The 14,635-nt window shown below is 59.7% G+C and carries 14 protein-coding genes; 6 read left to right on the plus strand and 8 right to left on the minus strand.

Annotated features, from left to right (window positions below):
- The 7 genes from B3Y70_RS12195 to urtA form a co-directional block, all read right to left on the minus strand.
- Positions 1-107: urease subunit gamma (locus B3Y70_RS12195; protein WP_288589897.1), on the minus strand; the 107-nt coding region annotated here is incomplete at its 3' end.
- Positions 108-132: 25 nt separating this feature from the next.
- On the minus strand, positions 133-1,029 hold the full coding sequence (locus B3Y70_RS12200; RefSeq protein ID WP_286895657.1) for an urease accessory protein UreD: 897 nt from the start codon (positions 1,027-1,029) through the stop codon (positions 133-135).
- Positions 1,026-1,724: an urea ABC transporter ATP-binding subunit UrtE gene (gene urtE / locus B3Y70_RS12205; protein WP_011786439.1), complete on the minus strand. Its 699-nt coding sequence runs from the start codon at positions 1,722-1,724 to the stop codon at positions 1,026-1,028. Before urtE ends, B3Y70_RS12200 begins: the two co-directional genes overlap by 4 nt.
- A complete protein-coding gene (gene urtD / locus B3Y70_RS12210) occupies positions 1,724-2,548 on the minus strand; it encodes an urea ABC transporter ATP-binding protein UrtD (protein WP_014422380.1) in 825 nt (274 codons plus the stop codon). The genes urtE and urtD overlap by 1 nt, the downstream gene beginning before the upstream one ends.
- Complete coding sequence (urtC, locus tag B3Y70_RS12215; RefSeq protein WP_288589890.1) at positions 2,545-3,678, minus strand: urea ABC transporter permease subunit UrtC; 1,134 nt, start codon at positions 3,676-3,678, stop codon at positions 2,545-2,547. The genes urtD and urtC overlap by 4 nt, the downstream gene beginning before the upstream one ends.
- 3 nt (positions 3,679-3,681) lie before the next feature.
- On the minus strand, positions 3,682-5,286 hold the full coding sequence (urtB, locus tag B3Y70_RS12220) for an urea ABC transporter permease subunit UrtB (RefSeq protein ID WP_288589891.1): 1,605 nt from the start codon (positions 5,284-5,286) through the stop codon (positions 3,682-3,684).
- A 78-nt stretch (positions 5,287-5,364) separates the two neighbouring features.
- Positions 5,365-6,678, minus strand: coding sequence for an urea ABC transporter substrate-binding protein (urtA, locus tag B3Y70_RS12225; protein ID WP_286895663.1), 1,314 nt, complete (start codon positions 6,676-6,678; stop codon positions 5,365-5,367).
- A 704-nt stretch (positions 6,679-7,382) separates the two neighbouring features.
- Between urtA and B3Y70_RS12230 the strand changes: the two genes are divergently transcribed.
- Positions 7,383-7,658 carry a ComEA family DNA-binding protein gene (locus tag B3Y70_RS12230; protein WP_278350415.1) on the plus strand — a complete coding sequence of 92 codons (276 nt, stop codon included), beginning with the start codon at positions 7,383-7,385 and terminating at the stop codon, positions 7,656-7,658.
- 100 nt (positions 7,659-7,758) lie between these two features.
- Entirely contained in the window at positions 7,759-8,703 is a 945-nt protein-coding gene (locus B3Y70_RS12235) for a DMT family transporter (protein ID WP_199452438.1), read from the plus strand.
- 27 nt (positions 8,704-8,730) lie between these two features.
- On the opposite strand, the gene gloA is transcribed toward B3Y70_RS12235, so the two are convergent.
- Positions 8,731-9,279 carry a lactoylglutathione lyase gene (gloA, locus tag B3Y70_RS12240; RefSeq protein ID WP_199452439.1) on the minus strand — a complete coding sequence of 183 codons (549 nt, stop codon included), beginning with the start codon at positions 9,277-9,279 and terminating at the stop codon, positions 8,731-8,733.
- Between the two features lie 153 nt (positions 9,280-9,432).
- Between gloA and B3Y70_RS12245 the strand changes: the two genes are divergently transcribed.
- The 4 genes from B3Y70_RS12245 to B3Y70_RS12260 all read left to right on the plus strand — a co-directional run.
- Positions 9,433-10,089: a GntR family transcriptional regulator gene (locus B3Y70_RS12245; protein ID WP_199452440.1), complete on the plus strand. Its 657-nt coding sequence runs from the start codon at positions 9,433-9,435 to the stop codon at positions 10,087-10,089.
- A 187-nt stretch (positions 10,090-10,276) separates the two neighbouring features.
- Positions 10,277-11,293 carry a DUF6160 family protein gene (locus B3Y70_RS12250; protein WP_199452441.1) on the plus strand — a complete coding sequence of 339 codons (1,017 nt, stop codon included), beginning with the start codon at positions 10,277-10,279 and terminating at the stop codon, positions 11,291-11,293.
- A gap of 64 nt (positions 11,294-11,357) precedes the next feature.
- Entirely contained in the window at positions 11,358-12,416 is a 1,059-nt protein-coding gene (locus tag B3Y70_RS12255; RefSeq protein WP_023012201.1) for a lysylphosphatidylglycerol synthase transmembrane domain-containing protein, read from the plus strand.
- Positions 12,413-14,635: glycosyltransferase (locus B3Y70_RS12260; protein ID WP_288589893.1), on the plus strand; the 2,223-nt coding region annotated here is incomplete at its 3' end. The genes B3Y70_RS12255 and B3Y70_RS12260, both read left to right, overlap by 4 nt.

Genomic DNA, 14,635 nt, shown 5'->3' on the forward strand with positions numbered 1-14,635 from the left:
ACCGCTTCGGGGTAGTTCAGTTTCAGGCCTTTGGCTTTGCGGCGTTCGGCCAGCAGGGCGGCGGTGAACAGCAGCAGCTTGTCTTTGTCTCTGGGGGTGAGTTCCATGGATGACTCCGTTGTCTCTTATGCGTCAGGTAAGCCAGATTCTGGGTGTGTGGGCCGGTACGCCGGCGAGCAGGGGGCGCAGCAGGTGCCAGGCTTGTTCGCACAGGGCCCAGGCTTCGTTGCGTTCGGTGCCCAGGTAGCGCAGGAGCAGCACACCTCGGCGCCGGGTCACGGCCCAGCGGTTGTGGTCTGGTAACTGTGCTCTCAGCACGTCGATGGCGGCGGCTTCGTCGTCCAGCCCGACCGCCCAGAGCGTGGCCTGCACAGTGGCGCCACCCTGGCCCCAGGGGCCGTTGAACCGGCGGTGTTTCGGGTTCAGCAGCTGGCGCTCCAGCCACAGCGGCTGGCCGTTCAGGCTTAAATGGAAACGCTGTTCCAGTTCGCCGGTGGCAAACGGCAGGTCGCTGGCCGGGCGGCCCAGCGCGAGCACTTCCCAGCCCAGGGTGCGAGCGCCGGCTGCCAGTTCAATGGTGGTGGTTTGCAAACCACGGGAGCCGTCGAAGGCGATGGTTTCCTGGGGCAGGTATTCCAGAATCGCGTCTTTGGCTACCAGCAACCGGGTGTGCTGGCCCCAGGCCACGCCATGGCTGTCGGCCTTGTACAGTTTCGCTGCGGCCGGGGTGGTCAGAAGCGCGTGGCCACCTTCGGCCACAGAGGCTTCGATGCGCAGTTCGTCGCCGCTCACCAGGCCACCCGGGGGATGCAGCAGGTACACATGGCAGCAGCCGGTTTTTCCCTCCGGGTAGAAGGGGCGCTGCACCCGTAGCGGGCCATGGTGGCGCCGGCGCACCAGCCGGGTTACCGGCGCCGGTTCGCTCTCGGCGCGGGCTTCAAAGCCCAGTTCCAGGGCCGCCGCCCAGCGCCGTTCGGTGTCGAAACGGTGGCCGGAGGCGTGGCGGTCGATGGCTTGATAGGCGGTCATACGGTCAGGTGCTGTTTGATGAGTTCATCGGTCAGCCCGGCAATATCGCCTTCGGCCACGCGCCGGCCCCGGTCGAGGATGGCGAAACGGTCGGCGTATTTGCGGGCGAACGGCAGTTTCTGCTCCACCAGCAGCACGGTCAGGCCGTCTTCTTCAATCAACCGGCGAATCACCTCGCCAATCTGGGCCACAATGTTGGGCTGGATACCCTCCCCCGGCTCGTCGAGGATCAGCAGTCTCGGCTCAATCACCAGCGCGCGGCCAATGGCCAGCTGTTGCTGCTGGCCACCGGAGAGGTCGCCGCCCCGGCGGTGTTTCATTTCTTTCAGCACCGGGAACAGCTCGTAAATGCGCTCGGGGATTTGCTTGCTGCCATCGGCCCGCACCGCCAGGCCAGTGCGCAGGTTTTCCTCCACGGTCAGCAGCGGGAAGATCTGTCGGCCCTGGGGCACGTAACCGATGCCCAGGCGAGAGCGGTCTTCGATTTTCTTTTTGGTGAGTTCCACATCCCGGGCAAACTCGATGGAGCCGCTTTTCACGGTTTCCTCGCCCATGATGCATTTCATCAGCGTGGTCTTGCCCACGCCGTTGCGGCCCATCACGCAGGTACACTGGCCCTGGGGCACGTCCAGCTCCAGGTCCCAGAGGGTGTGGCTTTCGCCGTAGAACTGGTTGAGCTTTTCAATCTTGAGCATCAGGCCTCCTCCCCCAGATACACCTTGATCACATCCGGGTCGTTGGAGACCTGGTCCATGGTGCCTTCGGCCAGCACGCTGCCCTGGTGCAGTACGGTGACTTTGCGGGCGATGGAGCGCACAAAGCCCATGTCGTGTTCCACCACCACCACGGACTGTTTGCCCGCAAGACTGGTGAGCAACTCGGCGGTGCGTTCCATTTCCTGTTCGGTCATACCGGCCACGGGCTCGTCCACCAGCAGCAGCCGGGGTTTCTGCATCAACAGCATGCCGATCTCCAGCCACTGTTTCTGGCCGTGGGAGAGGATGCCGGCGGGCTTGTCGCGCAGCGCCTGCAAACCGATCATTTCCAGGATTTCGTCAATCCGGTCCCGGTATTCCGCGGTCATGATGGCAGTCAGGGTGGGCAGGATGCGTTTGTCGGCGGCCATGGCCAGTTCGAGGTTTTCGAACACAGTCAAAGCCTCGAACACGGTGGGCTTCTGGAATTTGCGGCCGATGCCCAGGGTGGCAATGTCCGGCTCGTTCATGCGCAGCAGGTTGTGGCGGCTGCCGAACCACACCGAGCCGGTGTCGGGCCGGGTTTTACCAGTGATGATGTCCATCATGGTGGTTTTACCCGCCCCGTTAGGACCGATGATGCAGCGCAGTTCGCCGTCGTCGATGGTGAGGTTGAGGTTGTTGATGGCCTTGAAGCCATCGAAGCTCACGCTCACGTCTTCCATGTACAGGATCGGGCCGTGGCGCACGTCAACCGGCGAGGCCACGGGGGTGAGAAACTCAAATACCTGATCCCGGTTGGCAAGTTGTTCAAAGATGCTCATGCGGTGGCCTCCTGAGCGCCGGGTTGGTCATCGTCCGTCTGGCGGCGTTTCTGCAACAGCCCGGCGATGCCCTTGGGCAGGAACACCGTCACCAGCACGAACAGCGCGCCCAGGGCGAACAGCCAGGCGTCCGGCATGATGCCGGTGAACACGGTCTTGGCGTAGTTCACCAGCAAGGCGCCGATGACCGCGCCATACAGGGTGGCACGGCCACCGAGGGCGACCCACACCACGATTTCGATGGAGAACAGCGGCGAGAATTCGCTGGGGTTGATGATGCCCACCTGTGGCACATACAACGCGCCGGCCACACCCGCCAGCATGGCGGAGACCACGAACACAAACAGCTGCACCCGCTCCACCCGGTAACCCAGGAACCGGGTACGGGCTTCGGCATCGCGGCAGGCCACGCTGACCCGGCCCAGCTTGCTGGTCACAATGGCACGGCACACGACATAGCCCACTGCCAGCGCGATGCCGGTCGCCAGGAAAAGGCCAAGTCGGGTGGCGTCGCTGCGCAGGTTGAAGCCGAGGATGTCTTTGAAATCGGTCAGGCCGTTGTTGCCACCGAAGCCCATCTCGTTGCGGAAGAACGCCAGCATCAACGCAAAGGTGAGTGCCTGGGTGATGATGGAGAGGTACACGCCGGTTACCCGGGAGCGGAAGGCCAGGAAGCCGAACACCAGCGCCAGCACGCCCGGCGCCAGCAGCACCATGATGAAGGCGAACCAGGCCATATCGAAGCCCTGCCAGTACCAGGGCAACTCCTGCCAGTTCAGGAACACCATGAAGTCCGGCAATACGGGATCGCCATACACGCCGCGATCACCGATCTGGCGCATCAGGTACATGCCCATGGCGTAGCCGCCGAGGGCAAAGAAAGCGCCGTGGCCCAGGCTGAGAATGCCCAGGTAACCCCACACCAGGTCCACCGCCACCGCCAGCAGGGCGTAGCACAGGTACTTACCCAAAAGGGTAACGGTGTAAGCACTTACGTGCAGGGCACTGTCTTCCGGCATAAACAGGTGCAGGAAGGTAACCACCACCAGGGCGGCGAACAGCACGCCAAGGAAAACTTGGGTGGAACGCTCCTGGAAGGGCCGGAGCAGCCAGGTTTGTGATGTCGCCATAACTCAGCCCTCCGCCGCCCGGCCTTTCTGCGGGAATAGCCCGCGTGGCCGCTTTTGAATGAACAGAATGATCAGCACCAGCACCATGATTTTGGCGAGGACCGCACCCGCCCAGGGTTCCAGCAGTTGGTTGATGGTGCCCAGGGAAAGCCCGGCAATCAGGGTGCCCCAGAGATTGCCCACACCACCGAACACCACCACCATGAACGAGTCGATGATGTAGTTCTGGCCCAGGTTGGGGCCAACGTTGGTGATCTGTGACAGGGCCACGCCCGCCAGCCCGGCCACACCGGAGCCCAGGGCGAAGGTCATAATGTCCACTTTGGTGGCTTTAATGCCCATGGAGCGGGCCATGGCCCGGTTCTGGGTAACAGCACGGACTTCCAGCCCCAGGCGGGTCTTGCGCATGATCAGCATCAGCCCGGCGAATACCACCAGGGCAAAGCCAATCACGTACAGGCGGTTCAGGGTGAGCGACAACGCCTCGTTCACCATGATCGAGCCGCTCATCCACTCGGGCGTGACCACGCTGCGGTTGAGCGGAGAAATCACCGTACGCACCAGTTGTTGCAGAATCAGGCTGATGCCAAAGGTGGCCAGCAGGGTTTCCAGCGGGCGGCCCTTAAGGTACTGGATCACGCTGCGCTCAATGGCGATGCCCGCCAGCGCCGCCACCAGGAAACCGGCCGGGATGGACAGGATCAGGGCCAGGCCAGGCTGGCCCGGGAACAGTTGCTGCATGCCCCAGGTGGTGTAGGCACCGAGCATGATCAGCTCGCCATGGGCCATGTTGATCACGCCCATCACACCAAAGGTGATGGCGAGGCCAATGGCGGCCAGTACCAGTACAGAGCCGAGGGACAGGCCAAAATACAGGGTTTCGGCAGCGCGGTTGAGTTTCAGTTTCTGCTCAATGCTGGCCAGGGCTTTCTCGGCCGCAGCCGCCAGCGCAGGGTCATCGCTGTTAACGGCATTATTTAGGGCGGCACGCACAGTCGGGTTCAGGCTGCCAGACAAAGTGGCTACCGCCTCAACATCGCCCTGCTCCACCTGGTAAATGGCCAGGGCATTGGTGAGCATGTCACGCACCTGGCCGTTGTCTTCCACCTGCAAACGGGCCTGGAGCTGGGTGGCCAGCGCTTCATTCACTTCGCCCAGCAGATTGCGCGCGGCATCGAGGCGCTGGCCTGGGTCGGCTACGGTCAGGTCGATCACCGAGAGGATGCCCTCGATGTCGGCCCGCAGGGCGTTGTTCACCCGCAGGTTTTGCAGATCCCGGCGCGACATTTCACCCAGGTCTTCGCCGGTCAGGGCGTCGGCGATCTGCCAGTTACGGCCCCGGTTGTTTACCACAATCACCAGGGCACCCGTGTCTTCAATCATCGCGAGTTTGCCGTCGCGAACGGCTTCCAGCCAGCCCCGGGCGCGTTCGTCGCCGGTTTCGGAGAGGGCTTTGAGTAAGTCGGTTTTTTCAGCTTGCCCGGCTTCTATGAGCCGTTTCAGCAGCGCTTCGGGCGCATTCGTCTGCGCCTGGGCATTCGCCAGTGTGGCCCCTAGGGCCAGACAGACAGCCAATACCATCCTGGCGAGCAATCGGTGAATGCTCATGATTCATTCCTGTTGGCTTGGAAATTCGGGAGCACAGCCGGGCAGGCTCAGGCCTGCCCGGCTGTGCCCGGTTGGAGCTTAGTTGGAGGCCACGTCAGCCGAGCCACCACCGCACTTGCCGGTGACCACGTTGAAGTTGCCGCAGCGCAGAGGCGCTCGCCAGTCACTGATCAGGTCCTTGGAACCTGGCAGGAAGTCAGACCAGGCATCGCCAGCCACGGTAGACGGGGTTTCCCAGACCACGGAGAACTGGCCGTTGTCCTGGATCTCGCCAATCAGCACCGGCTTGGTGATGTGATGGTTCGGCATCATGGTGGCGTAACCGCCGGTGAGGTTCGGTACGCTCACACCGATGATGGCGTCTTTCACTTCATCCACGTCGGTGGTGCCAGCTTTCTTCACCGCTTCAACGTACATGTTGAAACCGATGTAATGGGCTTCCATCGGGTCGTTGGTCACGGCGGCATCGTCGTCCTTGTAGGCAACCCAGGCGTCGATGAAGTCGTAGTTGGCGTCGTTATCCACGCTCATGAAGTAGTTCCAGGCAGCCAGGTGGCCAACCAGCGGAGCGGTGTCGATGCCGGAGAGTTCCTGTTCACCCACGGAGAACGCAACCACGGGAATGTCGGTAGCGGAAATGCCCTGGTTGCCCAGTTCACGGTAGAAGGGCACGTTGGCATCGCCGTTGATGGTGGAGACCACGGCGGTCTTCTTGCCGGCGCTGCCGAACTTCTTGATGTCAGACACGATGGTCTGCCAGTCAGAGTGGCCGAAAGGCGTGTAGTTGATCATGATGTCGCCGGCGGCCACGCCTTTATCTTTCAGATAGGTTTCCAGAATCTTGTTGGTGGTGCGCGGGTAAACGTAATCCGTGCCCGCCAGAACCCAGCGCTCAACACCCAGATCGTTCATCAGGTAATCCACCGCAGGAATCGCCTGCTGGTTGGGGGCCGCACCGGTGTAGAACACGTTTTCAGACGATTCCTCGCCTTCGTACTGAACCGGGTAGAACAGCAGGCCGTTCAGTTCTTCTACCACCGGCAGAACGGATTTACGGGACACCGAGGTCCAGTTACCGAAGATCACGTCGACCTTTTCTTTCTCCAGCAGCTCACGGGCTTTCTCCGCGAACAGCGGCCAGTTGGAAGCTGGATCAACCACCACCGGCTCCAACTGGCGGCCAAGTACGCCACCGGCTTCGTTCTGCTTTTCGATCAGCATCAGCATGGTGTCTTTCAGTGCGGTTTCACTGATGGCCATGGTGCCGGACAGGGAATGGAGAATACCGACCTTGATGGGGTCTTCGGCGGCAAACGCGGTATTGATGGAACCGAAAGAGACAGACAGCGCCAATGCAGAGAGGCCCAGTTTCACGTGTTTTTTGATGCTCATGTTGTGCGTCCTTTTCGTTGGGTTATGAGTCGTCAAACGCAAACAGCCAATTGCATCCGCCGTTCCAACAACTAGAAAAGCACAAATAAAACATCATGTTAGACAACAAAAAACATGCCCGAACCGGCTCTGCAATGAATTGGTGCGCCGTTTCAGGCCCCAATCCGGTGCTTCGGCCAACCCGCCGCACCAAATTGGTGCGCGACATCTAAAGCCCACTGCACCATCTGGTAGCGCCCTGATTTTCAGGCAACAAATTGCCCGCAAAACGCCCTGAAAACAATGAATTCAGGTTCACCGCAAAACTCACAGCTCTGTGGGATATCTCGCACAAACCATCTGGCGGATGTCCGATTTTGCGAAATTTCATCCTCCGTAGAATGGTCACTGTCAGGGATGACAAGCCAGCACGGACGTTGGCTCACGGATGAGAACTCCACGGATTCGGAGTTGCCCGATGGATAAGGGCTACAGGGATGACTGCAAGGATGAAGTGCTCAGGATGATGCGCAGCCTGATGGATCAGGCAGGGGTCAGCCACGGAATTTGGGGACTACACGGACAGTAGTCCCTTTCCGTGCACTAAATCGCTTTCGTACCCGCCTTGCCCTTTTTGTTCTGCACCGTTTCGAATCACCAATAGTCTCAATGGTTTGTCGTGCCTGACTGTTCATAACAACGTTATTACACTCAGGAGTTCTCCGATGAAACCAACCTCATTTCTGGCCACCCTTGTTCTGTTTTTCAGCCTGATCACCGGCTCTGCTGCCTTCGCCAGCGAGCAACCCGCCGTGAACATCAACACCGCCGATGTAGCCACTCTGGCTTCTCTGAGCGGCGTGGGTGAGAGCAAGGCCCAAGCTATTATTGAATACCGCGAAGCCAACGGCCCCTTCGACAGCATTGAAGCACTGGCCGATGTGAAGGGTATTGGCGCGCGTACGGTTGAAAAGAACGCCGACCGCCTCGCCGTGAAATAACCCCCCGGGGCAGCCTCGCTGCCCCTCTCCTTTCCCTTATAGCGCCACGCACTTACCGCTGATACCCTTGCCTGTTTGTTTCTCCAACCGGCAGTTTGTCATGATCCACGGAGCACTTCTTATTGCCCTGGCCTCTTTGCTGTGGGCCACAACGGGGATTGTTGCCAAGTTTCTGTTCAACGGTACGGAACTGGAGGCCATCACCCTCGGTTTTTTACGCCTGGTGGTTGCGCTGCCATTCTTCTGGCTATTGATGCGGCGCGAGCAACGGCAGCTGGTGGCCCGAAACCCCGGCCAGACGGTACCCGGCAGCTCTTTGCGTTCTCTCAGCGGCAAGGCCATGATCACCCTAACCGCCCTGGGGCTGTTCCAGGCGTTTTACCAGGGCAGCTATCTGCTGGCCGTAGACCTGACCGGGGCCGGCATTGCCACCCTGATATCCCTGTGCCTGCCACCGGTTCTGGTGGCGATTCTGGCTGCCCCACTACTGGGCGAGAAACCTGGGCTGCTGACCGTACTGGCCGCCGTTGCTGCGATTCTGGGCACGGGTATGCTGGTGGTCAGTGACATGGACACAGCCGGCACCCTGCGGCTGGCCGGCATTCTGATGGCACTGCTGGCGGCGGCGGTATACACCGGCTTCACCCTCACCAGCCGCTACAACTCAACGGGCACACCGGTGTTTACCACCGCCTTTATCTGCTTTGGTACCGCCGCACTGCTGCTGTTGCCAGTGGTGGCCTTGAGTGGCGGCTTTGCAGGGCTGGAAACCATGGGGTTAAAGCACTGGCTGATGGTGTTGTACATCGGTGTGGTGCCCACCTGCATTGGCTATTTGCTGTTCTTTACCGGGATGAAAACCACGCCGGCAACGGTATCCAGCATTGTCGTCGTGCTCGAACCTTTGTTTATTGCCTTGCTGGCCTGGCTGATTCTGGGAGAGGAACTGGGGCCGATTGGTGTTGCCGGCGCGTTCATACTGACGGTGGCGGTGATTGTCGCCTCGCGCTATGGCAAGGCGCCCGGCGCCAGCCAGGAAAGCTGAACGCCGGGGTCAGGAACAGCTGGAGGATCAGCTGTCCTTGCGCTGTTTTTCCAGCATGTCCGGCTGCAGGATCTCAATCCAGTAGCCGTCCGGGTCTTTGATGAAGGCCAGGCCTTTCATTTTGCCGTCGTCCGGTTTTTTCACGAATTCCACGCCCAGCTTTTCGAAGCGCTCACAGGCAGCGTAGACATCGGGCACGGCAATGCCGATATGGCCGAAGCCCTGGGGCTCACCATTGCCGTTGTGGTAGGCAAAGTCGGCATCGTCTTCGGTGCCCCAGTTATGGGTAAGCTCCAGCATCGCTTCCCGGCCAAAGGTGTAGGTAGTCCGGTGGCCATCATCGTTTGGCACAAACTGAGCCTGCTTGTCGTCCAGGTAGCCCAGGAAGTAGAGCGTAAACTTCATCTCCGGGAAATCCAGCTTGCGAACCAGGCGCATGCCCAGTACCCGGGTGTAGAAGTCCATCGAACGCTCGGGCTCCTTGATGCGCATCATGGTCTGGTTAAAGACATAGCCTTCGGTTTCGGGAACGGGGTCATCGTACAGGCCCGGGGCCTGCTCAAAATGCTTGGGCATGTTGGTTTCCCTTATGTTTGGAGGATTCAAGCCATATACCTGCGTGCTACACAGGCAGATTTCAAGGTAGTGACCGGCATTACTCCGGCTGTGCTACACTCCCGCCGTTCCACGTTTGTCTAACAACCCGACAGTGAGCAGACAGAGCCCTCTATGGACTTTCAGGTGCCCAATACTCTGGCAGAACAGATTGCCAATTTCCTGGCCGAGCGCATCATGACCGGGCAGATCCGCCCCGGAGAGCGCATTCAGGAAGCCACGCTGGCCAACGAACTGAAAGTCAGCCGGGCCTCGGTTAAAGAAGCGCTCTACACTCTGGAGCGCTGGCACCTGGTGGAAATCACACCAAGGAAAGGCGCTTCAGCAACCCAGCTGAATGCCGAGTACGCGTCGGAGCTCTACGACGTCTATATGCATTTGCTGATGATGCTGGCTTCGCGCCTGTGCGAGCGCTGGCAGGAGGCTGACAAAGACCGTTTACTGGTTGCGGTATCGCAGGTGGTCGAACGGATAAAAGAACCCCAACCCAATATCACCCGGGTGGTGGAAGCCAGCTTTAACGTGATGGAAGCTTGCTGCCAGGTCGTCGCCAACCCCTACCTGACCGAAGCGCTGTCCAACTTCAAACCTGCCGTGAGCCGAGCCTATTACCTTGGAGCAGACCGATACCGTAAGGGCCTTGCAACCACCAGTACGTTTTTCTCGGAGTTGCCCCAGGCGGTGTTGGCGAGGGATGCGACCAAAGCCACTGAGCTGATCCGAGGCTTCGCCGAGCATCAGAAAAACCTCATCCGCCAGGCACTGGATTGAAGCACCAGTCACGACCGTTCAGGTTGTGACCAGCCTCACAGATCACCCCCGCCTTCAGGCTTAAAGTAACAATGTGTAACTTTTAACGACCGCAGCTCTGGTTGTGTTGCCCCTGCGGCTGATCAGCACACGTCAGGTGTTCTGAATCAATCAATAACAACAAATCGTCGAACGAACCGGGGCCAACATGTCTTTTCTCATTCCTGAGGCCAGAAAATCCCTCGCCTGCCTGAGTCTGATGGCCGGCGCCTCATTAGCCTTGCCTGCCATGGCCGAATTCCAGCCGCTGGATGACACAACCCTGGCGGGTGTGACTGGCCAGGCCGGTGTAACCATTGAACTGGAAACCAAGCTCAATATTGATCACCTGATCTGGACCGATGAAGGCTCCCTGGGAATCAACGGCCTGAGATTGTCCGGCCAGAACGATACCGTGCTGGACAACATGAAGCTGACGATTGATATCGCGGGCAGTGGCGAGGTTCTGGAGCACGGTTTCTCCGAGATAGCACGCCGCGCCGACGCCGGTCTGCTCGATACCAGCAATCCCGATGTCGCGGACGCGCTGGCGAAATACTCGGTTGGCGGCAGTTTCGGCAAACAGTTCGACAGCGGCGACCTGGTGATCCATCTGGGGGCCAGCGATTACGGCGACCCCACCAGCCTGACCGATTACCTGCAGGCGGTGGATTTCGAACTGGCTATCGACAGCATCACCACCACCGGCAGTGAAGGCAGCGCCAGTTTATTCTCAAACATCCTGCTGCAGGGCTACATCGGCCCCACCGATCTGGTTATCCGCAATAACGGCGGCGCCACGCGCACCCTGGCCAACGGCAACGTGGTGTCCGGCTCGGAACTGCAGCTCGATACCCACTTCGAGATCAGCAACGGCAGCCTGAACTGGGACGCGGCCGACGTGATCCTGCTGTTCAACTTCGCCGCCGTTGGCATTGAAGGGCTACAGATTCATAACCGCCGTGGCGCGGATACCCTGGGGCACTTTGGTATGGCCCATGCCAAGGCTAACCTGTCCCGGGGCACCAGTGCCGCTTCTGGCAAAGAAGGCCTTTCTGTACACGATGTGGAATTCCGGGCTGATATCGACATGCCGGTATTCCGCATGGGTGACACCAGCATCGGCTCGGTTCAGTTCACAGACTTTGCCATCACCAACACCACCCTGATGGTGTACGGCCACTGAGCCAAACTGGACAAGCACTGCCCTGCACAGGGTACACTGCCCGCCACCAACAGACGGGCAGAGCATGACCAACAGCACTGACAGCAACTACCAGAAACGGACTTCCTGGCGACGGCTTACGGCCTTCGCCCTGTTGTTTGTGGCCATGACCGGCGCCGGCCTGTATGCGGTCTACGACCGCTTCGCCGGCCGCAGTTTCCAGTTCGACGATCGCCTGCTTTCTCCCACTCTGCTGTTGCCGGTCGCGGCCCTGCTGCTGATCTACTTCATGGCCGATGGTCTGCGCCTGCACTACACCCTCAAGGCGCTGGGGCACCGGCTGCCATTGCGCAAGATCTTCCGGCTGGTGTTCATTAATCTGTTTTTCTCCAACGTAACGCCCATGGCCACCGGGGGCGGGTTTGCCCAGATCTGGTATCTCACCCGCCATGGGGTGCCCGTGGCCCGCGCCACGGCGGCCACCACTATCCGCACGGTACTCGCGGTGGCGTTCATTTTCTCACTGACACCGGTCTTTCTATTGAGCCTGGAGGCCCTGGACGGCGGCATCTGGTCGTCCGGTATCGGCACCGCACTGGCGGTGTTTGTGTCGCTCTATCTGGGATTCTTTGCCGTGCTGCTGTTCCGGACACGCTGGATGATCCTGCCGTTGAGCGCTCTTGTCGCAGGCCTGCGCAAGGCACATCTGATCAACCACCGCCGGCACGACCGCTGGCAGTTCAAATTACGGCGGGAAATGCTGCGGTTTGCCCTGTGTTTCAGCGAATACCTCCGTGGCGCGCCACGGGACGTGCTGCTGTCGGTGGTGTTCACCGCCGTGTTCCTGCTCAGCCTGTTCAGCTTTCCCGCCCTGCTGATTCACGGCCTGGGCTATGAGGTGGATTACCTGACCACTCTGGGCTTGCTGGTGGTAACCACCTTCATCATGTATTTCTCCCCCACCCCCGGGGCCTCTGGCATATCGGAAGGCGTGTTCGGCAGTTTCTTCCGAGATATCCTGTCGGGCAATCACCTGGTGCTGGTCACTATTGCCTGGCGTTTTCTCACTATCTACCTGGGCATGCTCATCGGTTTGCTGGTGATGCAGAGGGAACTGATCAAAAGCCACCGGAGGCCGGAATGATCCGTCGTAACCCGCTTAAACTGCTGTTCTATCTGTGCCTGGCCATTGTGGTGGCGCTGGTGGGCTACAAGGTGTACCTGAATTTCTTCAAACAGGACTTTGAGGCCCTGCACAGCGAGCAGGTTGAACGCATCCACCAACGCACCCCGCCGGGCTCCGGTATCCGTTTTGCGGTGGTGGGCAACATCAACAATTCCGTGGGCATCTTCGAGCGCCGGTTTATCCCGACCCTGAATCAGGCCGGTGTGGACTTTCTGGTGTCGTCCGGCAATGCCGTGAGCGGCGGTGGCGAGGATAAATACCGGGCACTGTATGGCACCTTGAGCCACCTGGACATTCCCTATCTGCTCACCTTCGGCCCGCACGAATACGAGGATTTTGGCAGTTTCCGGTTTTATGATCATTTCGGGCCCCATTTCTACAGCGTCCGGGCCGGCAACACCCGCCTGATCTTCCTGGACAGTACCGGCAAAACACCCTGGCGCTGGCAGATGCGCTGGCTCCGGGACCTGCTGGCCCACGACACCAGCAACGCCCATATCCTGTTTATTGGCCACCCGCTTCTGCAACCGGAAACCCCAGCCCTGTTCGACGATGAAGACGACTACCTGCAACCTCCCGCCTTCCGGGAGGAGCTGATGCAGCTGATTCGGGAGCAAGGCATCGACCTGGTGTTTTCGGCCAACCTGTCGCTCTTTGACGAGCAGGTGGTAGGTGGCACGCCCTACATCACCACCGGGGGTGCTGGCGGGCTGGTGCTGAATACGGAGGATAGCTTCTACCACTACGTGGACGTACGGGTCTCTCCAGACGGCGACGTCAGCTACCAGTTGGAGCGTCTGGAAGTGGGCCAGCATCCGGTCTGGAAGCGGCTGGAGAGCTTGTGGTTCTTCGTGTATTCCCTGTTCTACACCGGCTATCTGAACTTCATCCTGATCGTCTCGGTGTTTCTGGCGCTCACCATCAAGCTTTACCAGATCATCTTCATCGGCAAGGACTATTACCCGGATTACGATCTGGACCCCACTCCGTGGCTGGAAAAGCCGTTGCGGGTCACCATGTTCACCAACAACTATCTGCCTTTCATTGGCGGGGTTCCGATTTCCATTGAACGGCTGCGCCGGGGGCTGGAACATCTAGGGGATAGCACCCAGATTGTCGCGCCCCGGTATCGCGACCAGCCCAGCCATGAAGATGCGGTAGTGCGGGTACCATCACTGCTGGCCATGGGCGAGAAACGGGAATTCCGTCTGGCCAATATTTTCCTGGCCCGTATCCGCAAGCAGGTACGGGCCTTCCGGCCGGATGTGATTCACCTGCATCATCCGTTCTGGCTGGGTAGTCTGGGGCTGTTTATGGCCCGTCAGCTGCGGATTCCGGCCATCTATACCTATCACACGCGGCTGGAGCACTACGCTCACTTTGTGCCCCTGCCCGGGATGCTGTTCCGGAACCTGATTTCCCACGCTCTGATCAAACGCTTTGCCAACCGCTGCGATGGCGTGATCGTACCGACTTACTCCACCGAGGAATACCTGCGGATGATCGGGGTGACCACACCCACATTCGTACAACCCACCGGTATCGAGTACGAGCGTTTCCAGGCTGTGAAGCCCGCAGATGTGGAGGCACTCCGGAAAAAACTGAGGCTGAGCAACGAGAAGGTCTTTATCAGCGTGGCCCGGCTTTCCAACGAGAAGAACATCGACTTCATAATCGAAGCCATCGACCGGCTGCGGCAGGAAAGCGACGTGCCATTCCGGTTTCTGATGATTGGCGATGGCCACCAGAGGGACCGGCTACAGAAGAAAATTGACAGCCTGGAGCTGGGCTCTCACTTTACCCTGGTGGGCGCGGTTCAGCCGGAGGAGATGGCGCTCTGGTATAACCTTGGCGATGCTTTCCTGTTCGCCTCCAAATCCGAGACCCAGGGCATGGTGATTCTGGAAGCCATGTCTGCCGGGCTGCCGGTGGTAGCGGTTCGCTCCAGTGGCATTGAAGACGTGGTTCGGGACGGCCTGAACGGCTACAAGACTCCGGAAAACCAGGCCCGCTGGATTGAGAAGGCCCGACAGCTGCTGGAGAACGACGACCTGCGCACCGAGCTGTCTGAAAAAGCCCGGGCGTTTGCCGCGGATTATTCCATTGAGCAATTTGCCAGGGATGTCCGGGGCATTTACGCAACCAGTCTGGCGGCCCGGGAGAAACGCAACAAAACG

It is taken from the genome of Marinobacter sp. UBA5687 (genome assembly GCF_002420325.1).
Taxonomy (GTDB): domain Bacteria; phylum Pseudomonadota; class Gammaproteobacteria; order Pseudomonadales; family Oleiphilaceae; genus Marinobacter; species Marinobacter nauticus.

What these genes read in the sequence shown, in the direction of transcription:
- urtC (WP_288589890.1), bottom strand. Translation starts at nt 3,678, where the DNA reads ATGGCGACATCACAAACCTGGCTGCTCCGGCCCTTCCAGGAGCGTTCC.
- B3Y70_RS12235 (WP_199452438.1), top strand. Translation starts at nt 7,759, where the DNA reads ATGATCCACGGAGCACTTCTTATTGCCCTGGCCTCTTTGCTGTGGGCC.
- urtA (WP_286895663.1), bottom strand. Translation starts at nt 6,678, where the DNA reads ATGAGCATCAAAAAACACGTGAAACTGGGCCTCTCTGCATTGGCGCTG.
- B3Y70_RS12250 (WP_199452441.1), top strand. Translation starts at nt 10,277, where the DNA reads ATGTCTTTTCTCATTCCTGAGGCCAGAAAATCCCTCGCCTGCCTGAGT.
- B3Y70_RS12230 (WP_278350415.1), top strand. Translation starts at nt 7,383, where the DNA reads ATGAAACCAACCTCATTTCTGGCCACCCTTGTTCTGTTTTTCAGCCTG.
- B3Y70_RS12255 (WP_023012201.1), top strand. Translation starts at nt 11,358, where the DNA reads ATGACCAACAGCACTGACAGCAACTACCAGAAACGGACTTCCTGGCGA.
- B3Y70_RS12200 (WP_286895657.1), bottom strand. Translation starts at nt 1,029, where the DNA reads ATGACCGCCTATCAAGCCATCGACCGCCACGCCTCCGGCCACCGTTTC.
- urtE (WP_011786439.1), bottom strand. Translation starts at nt 1,724, where the DNA reads ATGCTCAAGATTGAAAAGCTCAACCAGTTCTACGGCGAAAGCCACACC.
- B3Y70_RS12245 (WP_199452440.1), top strand. Translation starts at nt 9,433, where the DNA reads ATGGACTTTCAGGTGCCCAATACTCTGGCAGAACAGATTGCCAATTTC.
- gloA (WP_199452439.1), bottom strand. Translation starts at nt 9,279, where the DNA reads ATGCCCAAGCATTTTGAGCAGGCCCCGGGCCTGTACGATGACCCCGTT.
- urtD (WP_014422380.1), bottom strand. Translation starts at nt 2,548, where the DNA reads ATGAGCATCTTTGAACAACTTGCCAACCGGGATCAGGTATTTGAGTTT.
- urtB (WP_288589891.1), bottom strand. Translation starts at nt 5,286, where the DNA reads ATGAGCATTCACCGATTGCTCGCCAGGATGGTATTGGCTGTCTGTCTG.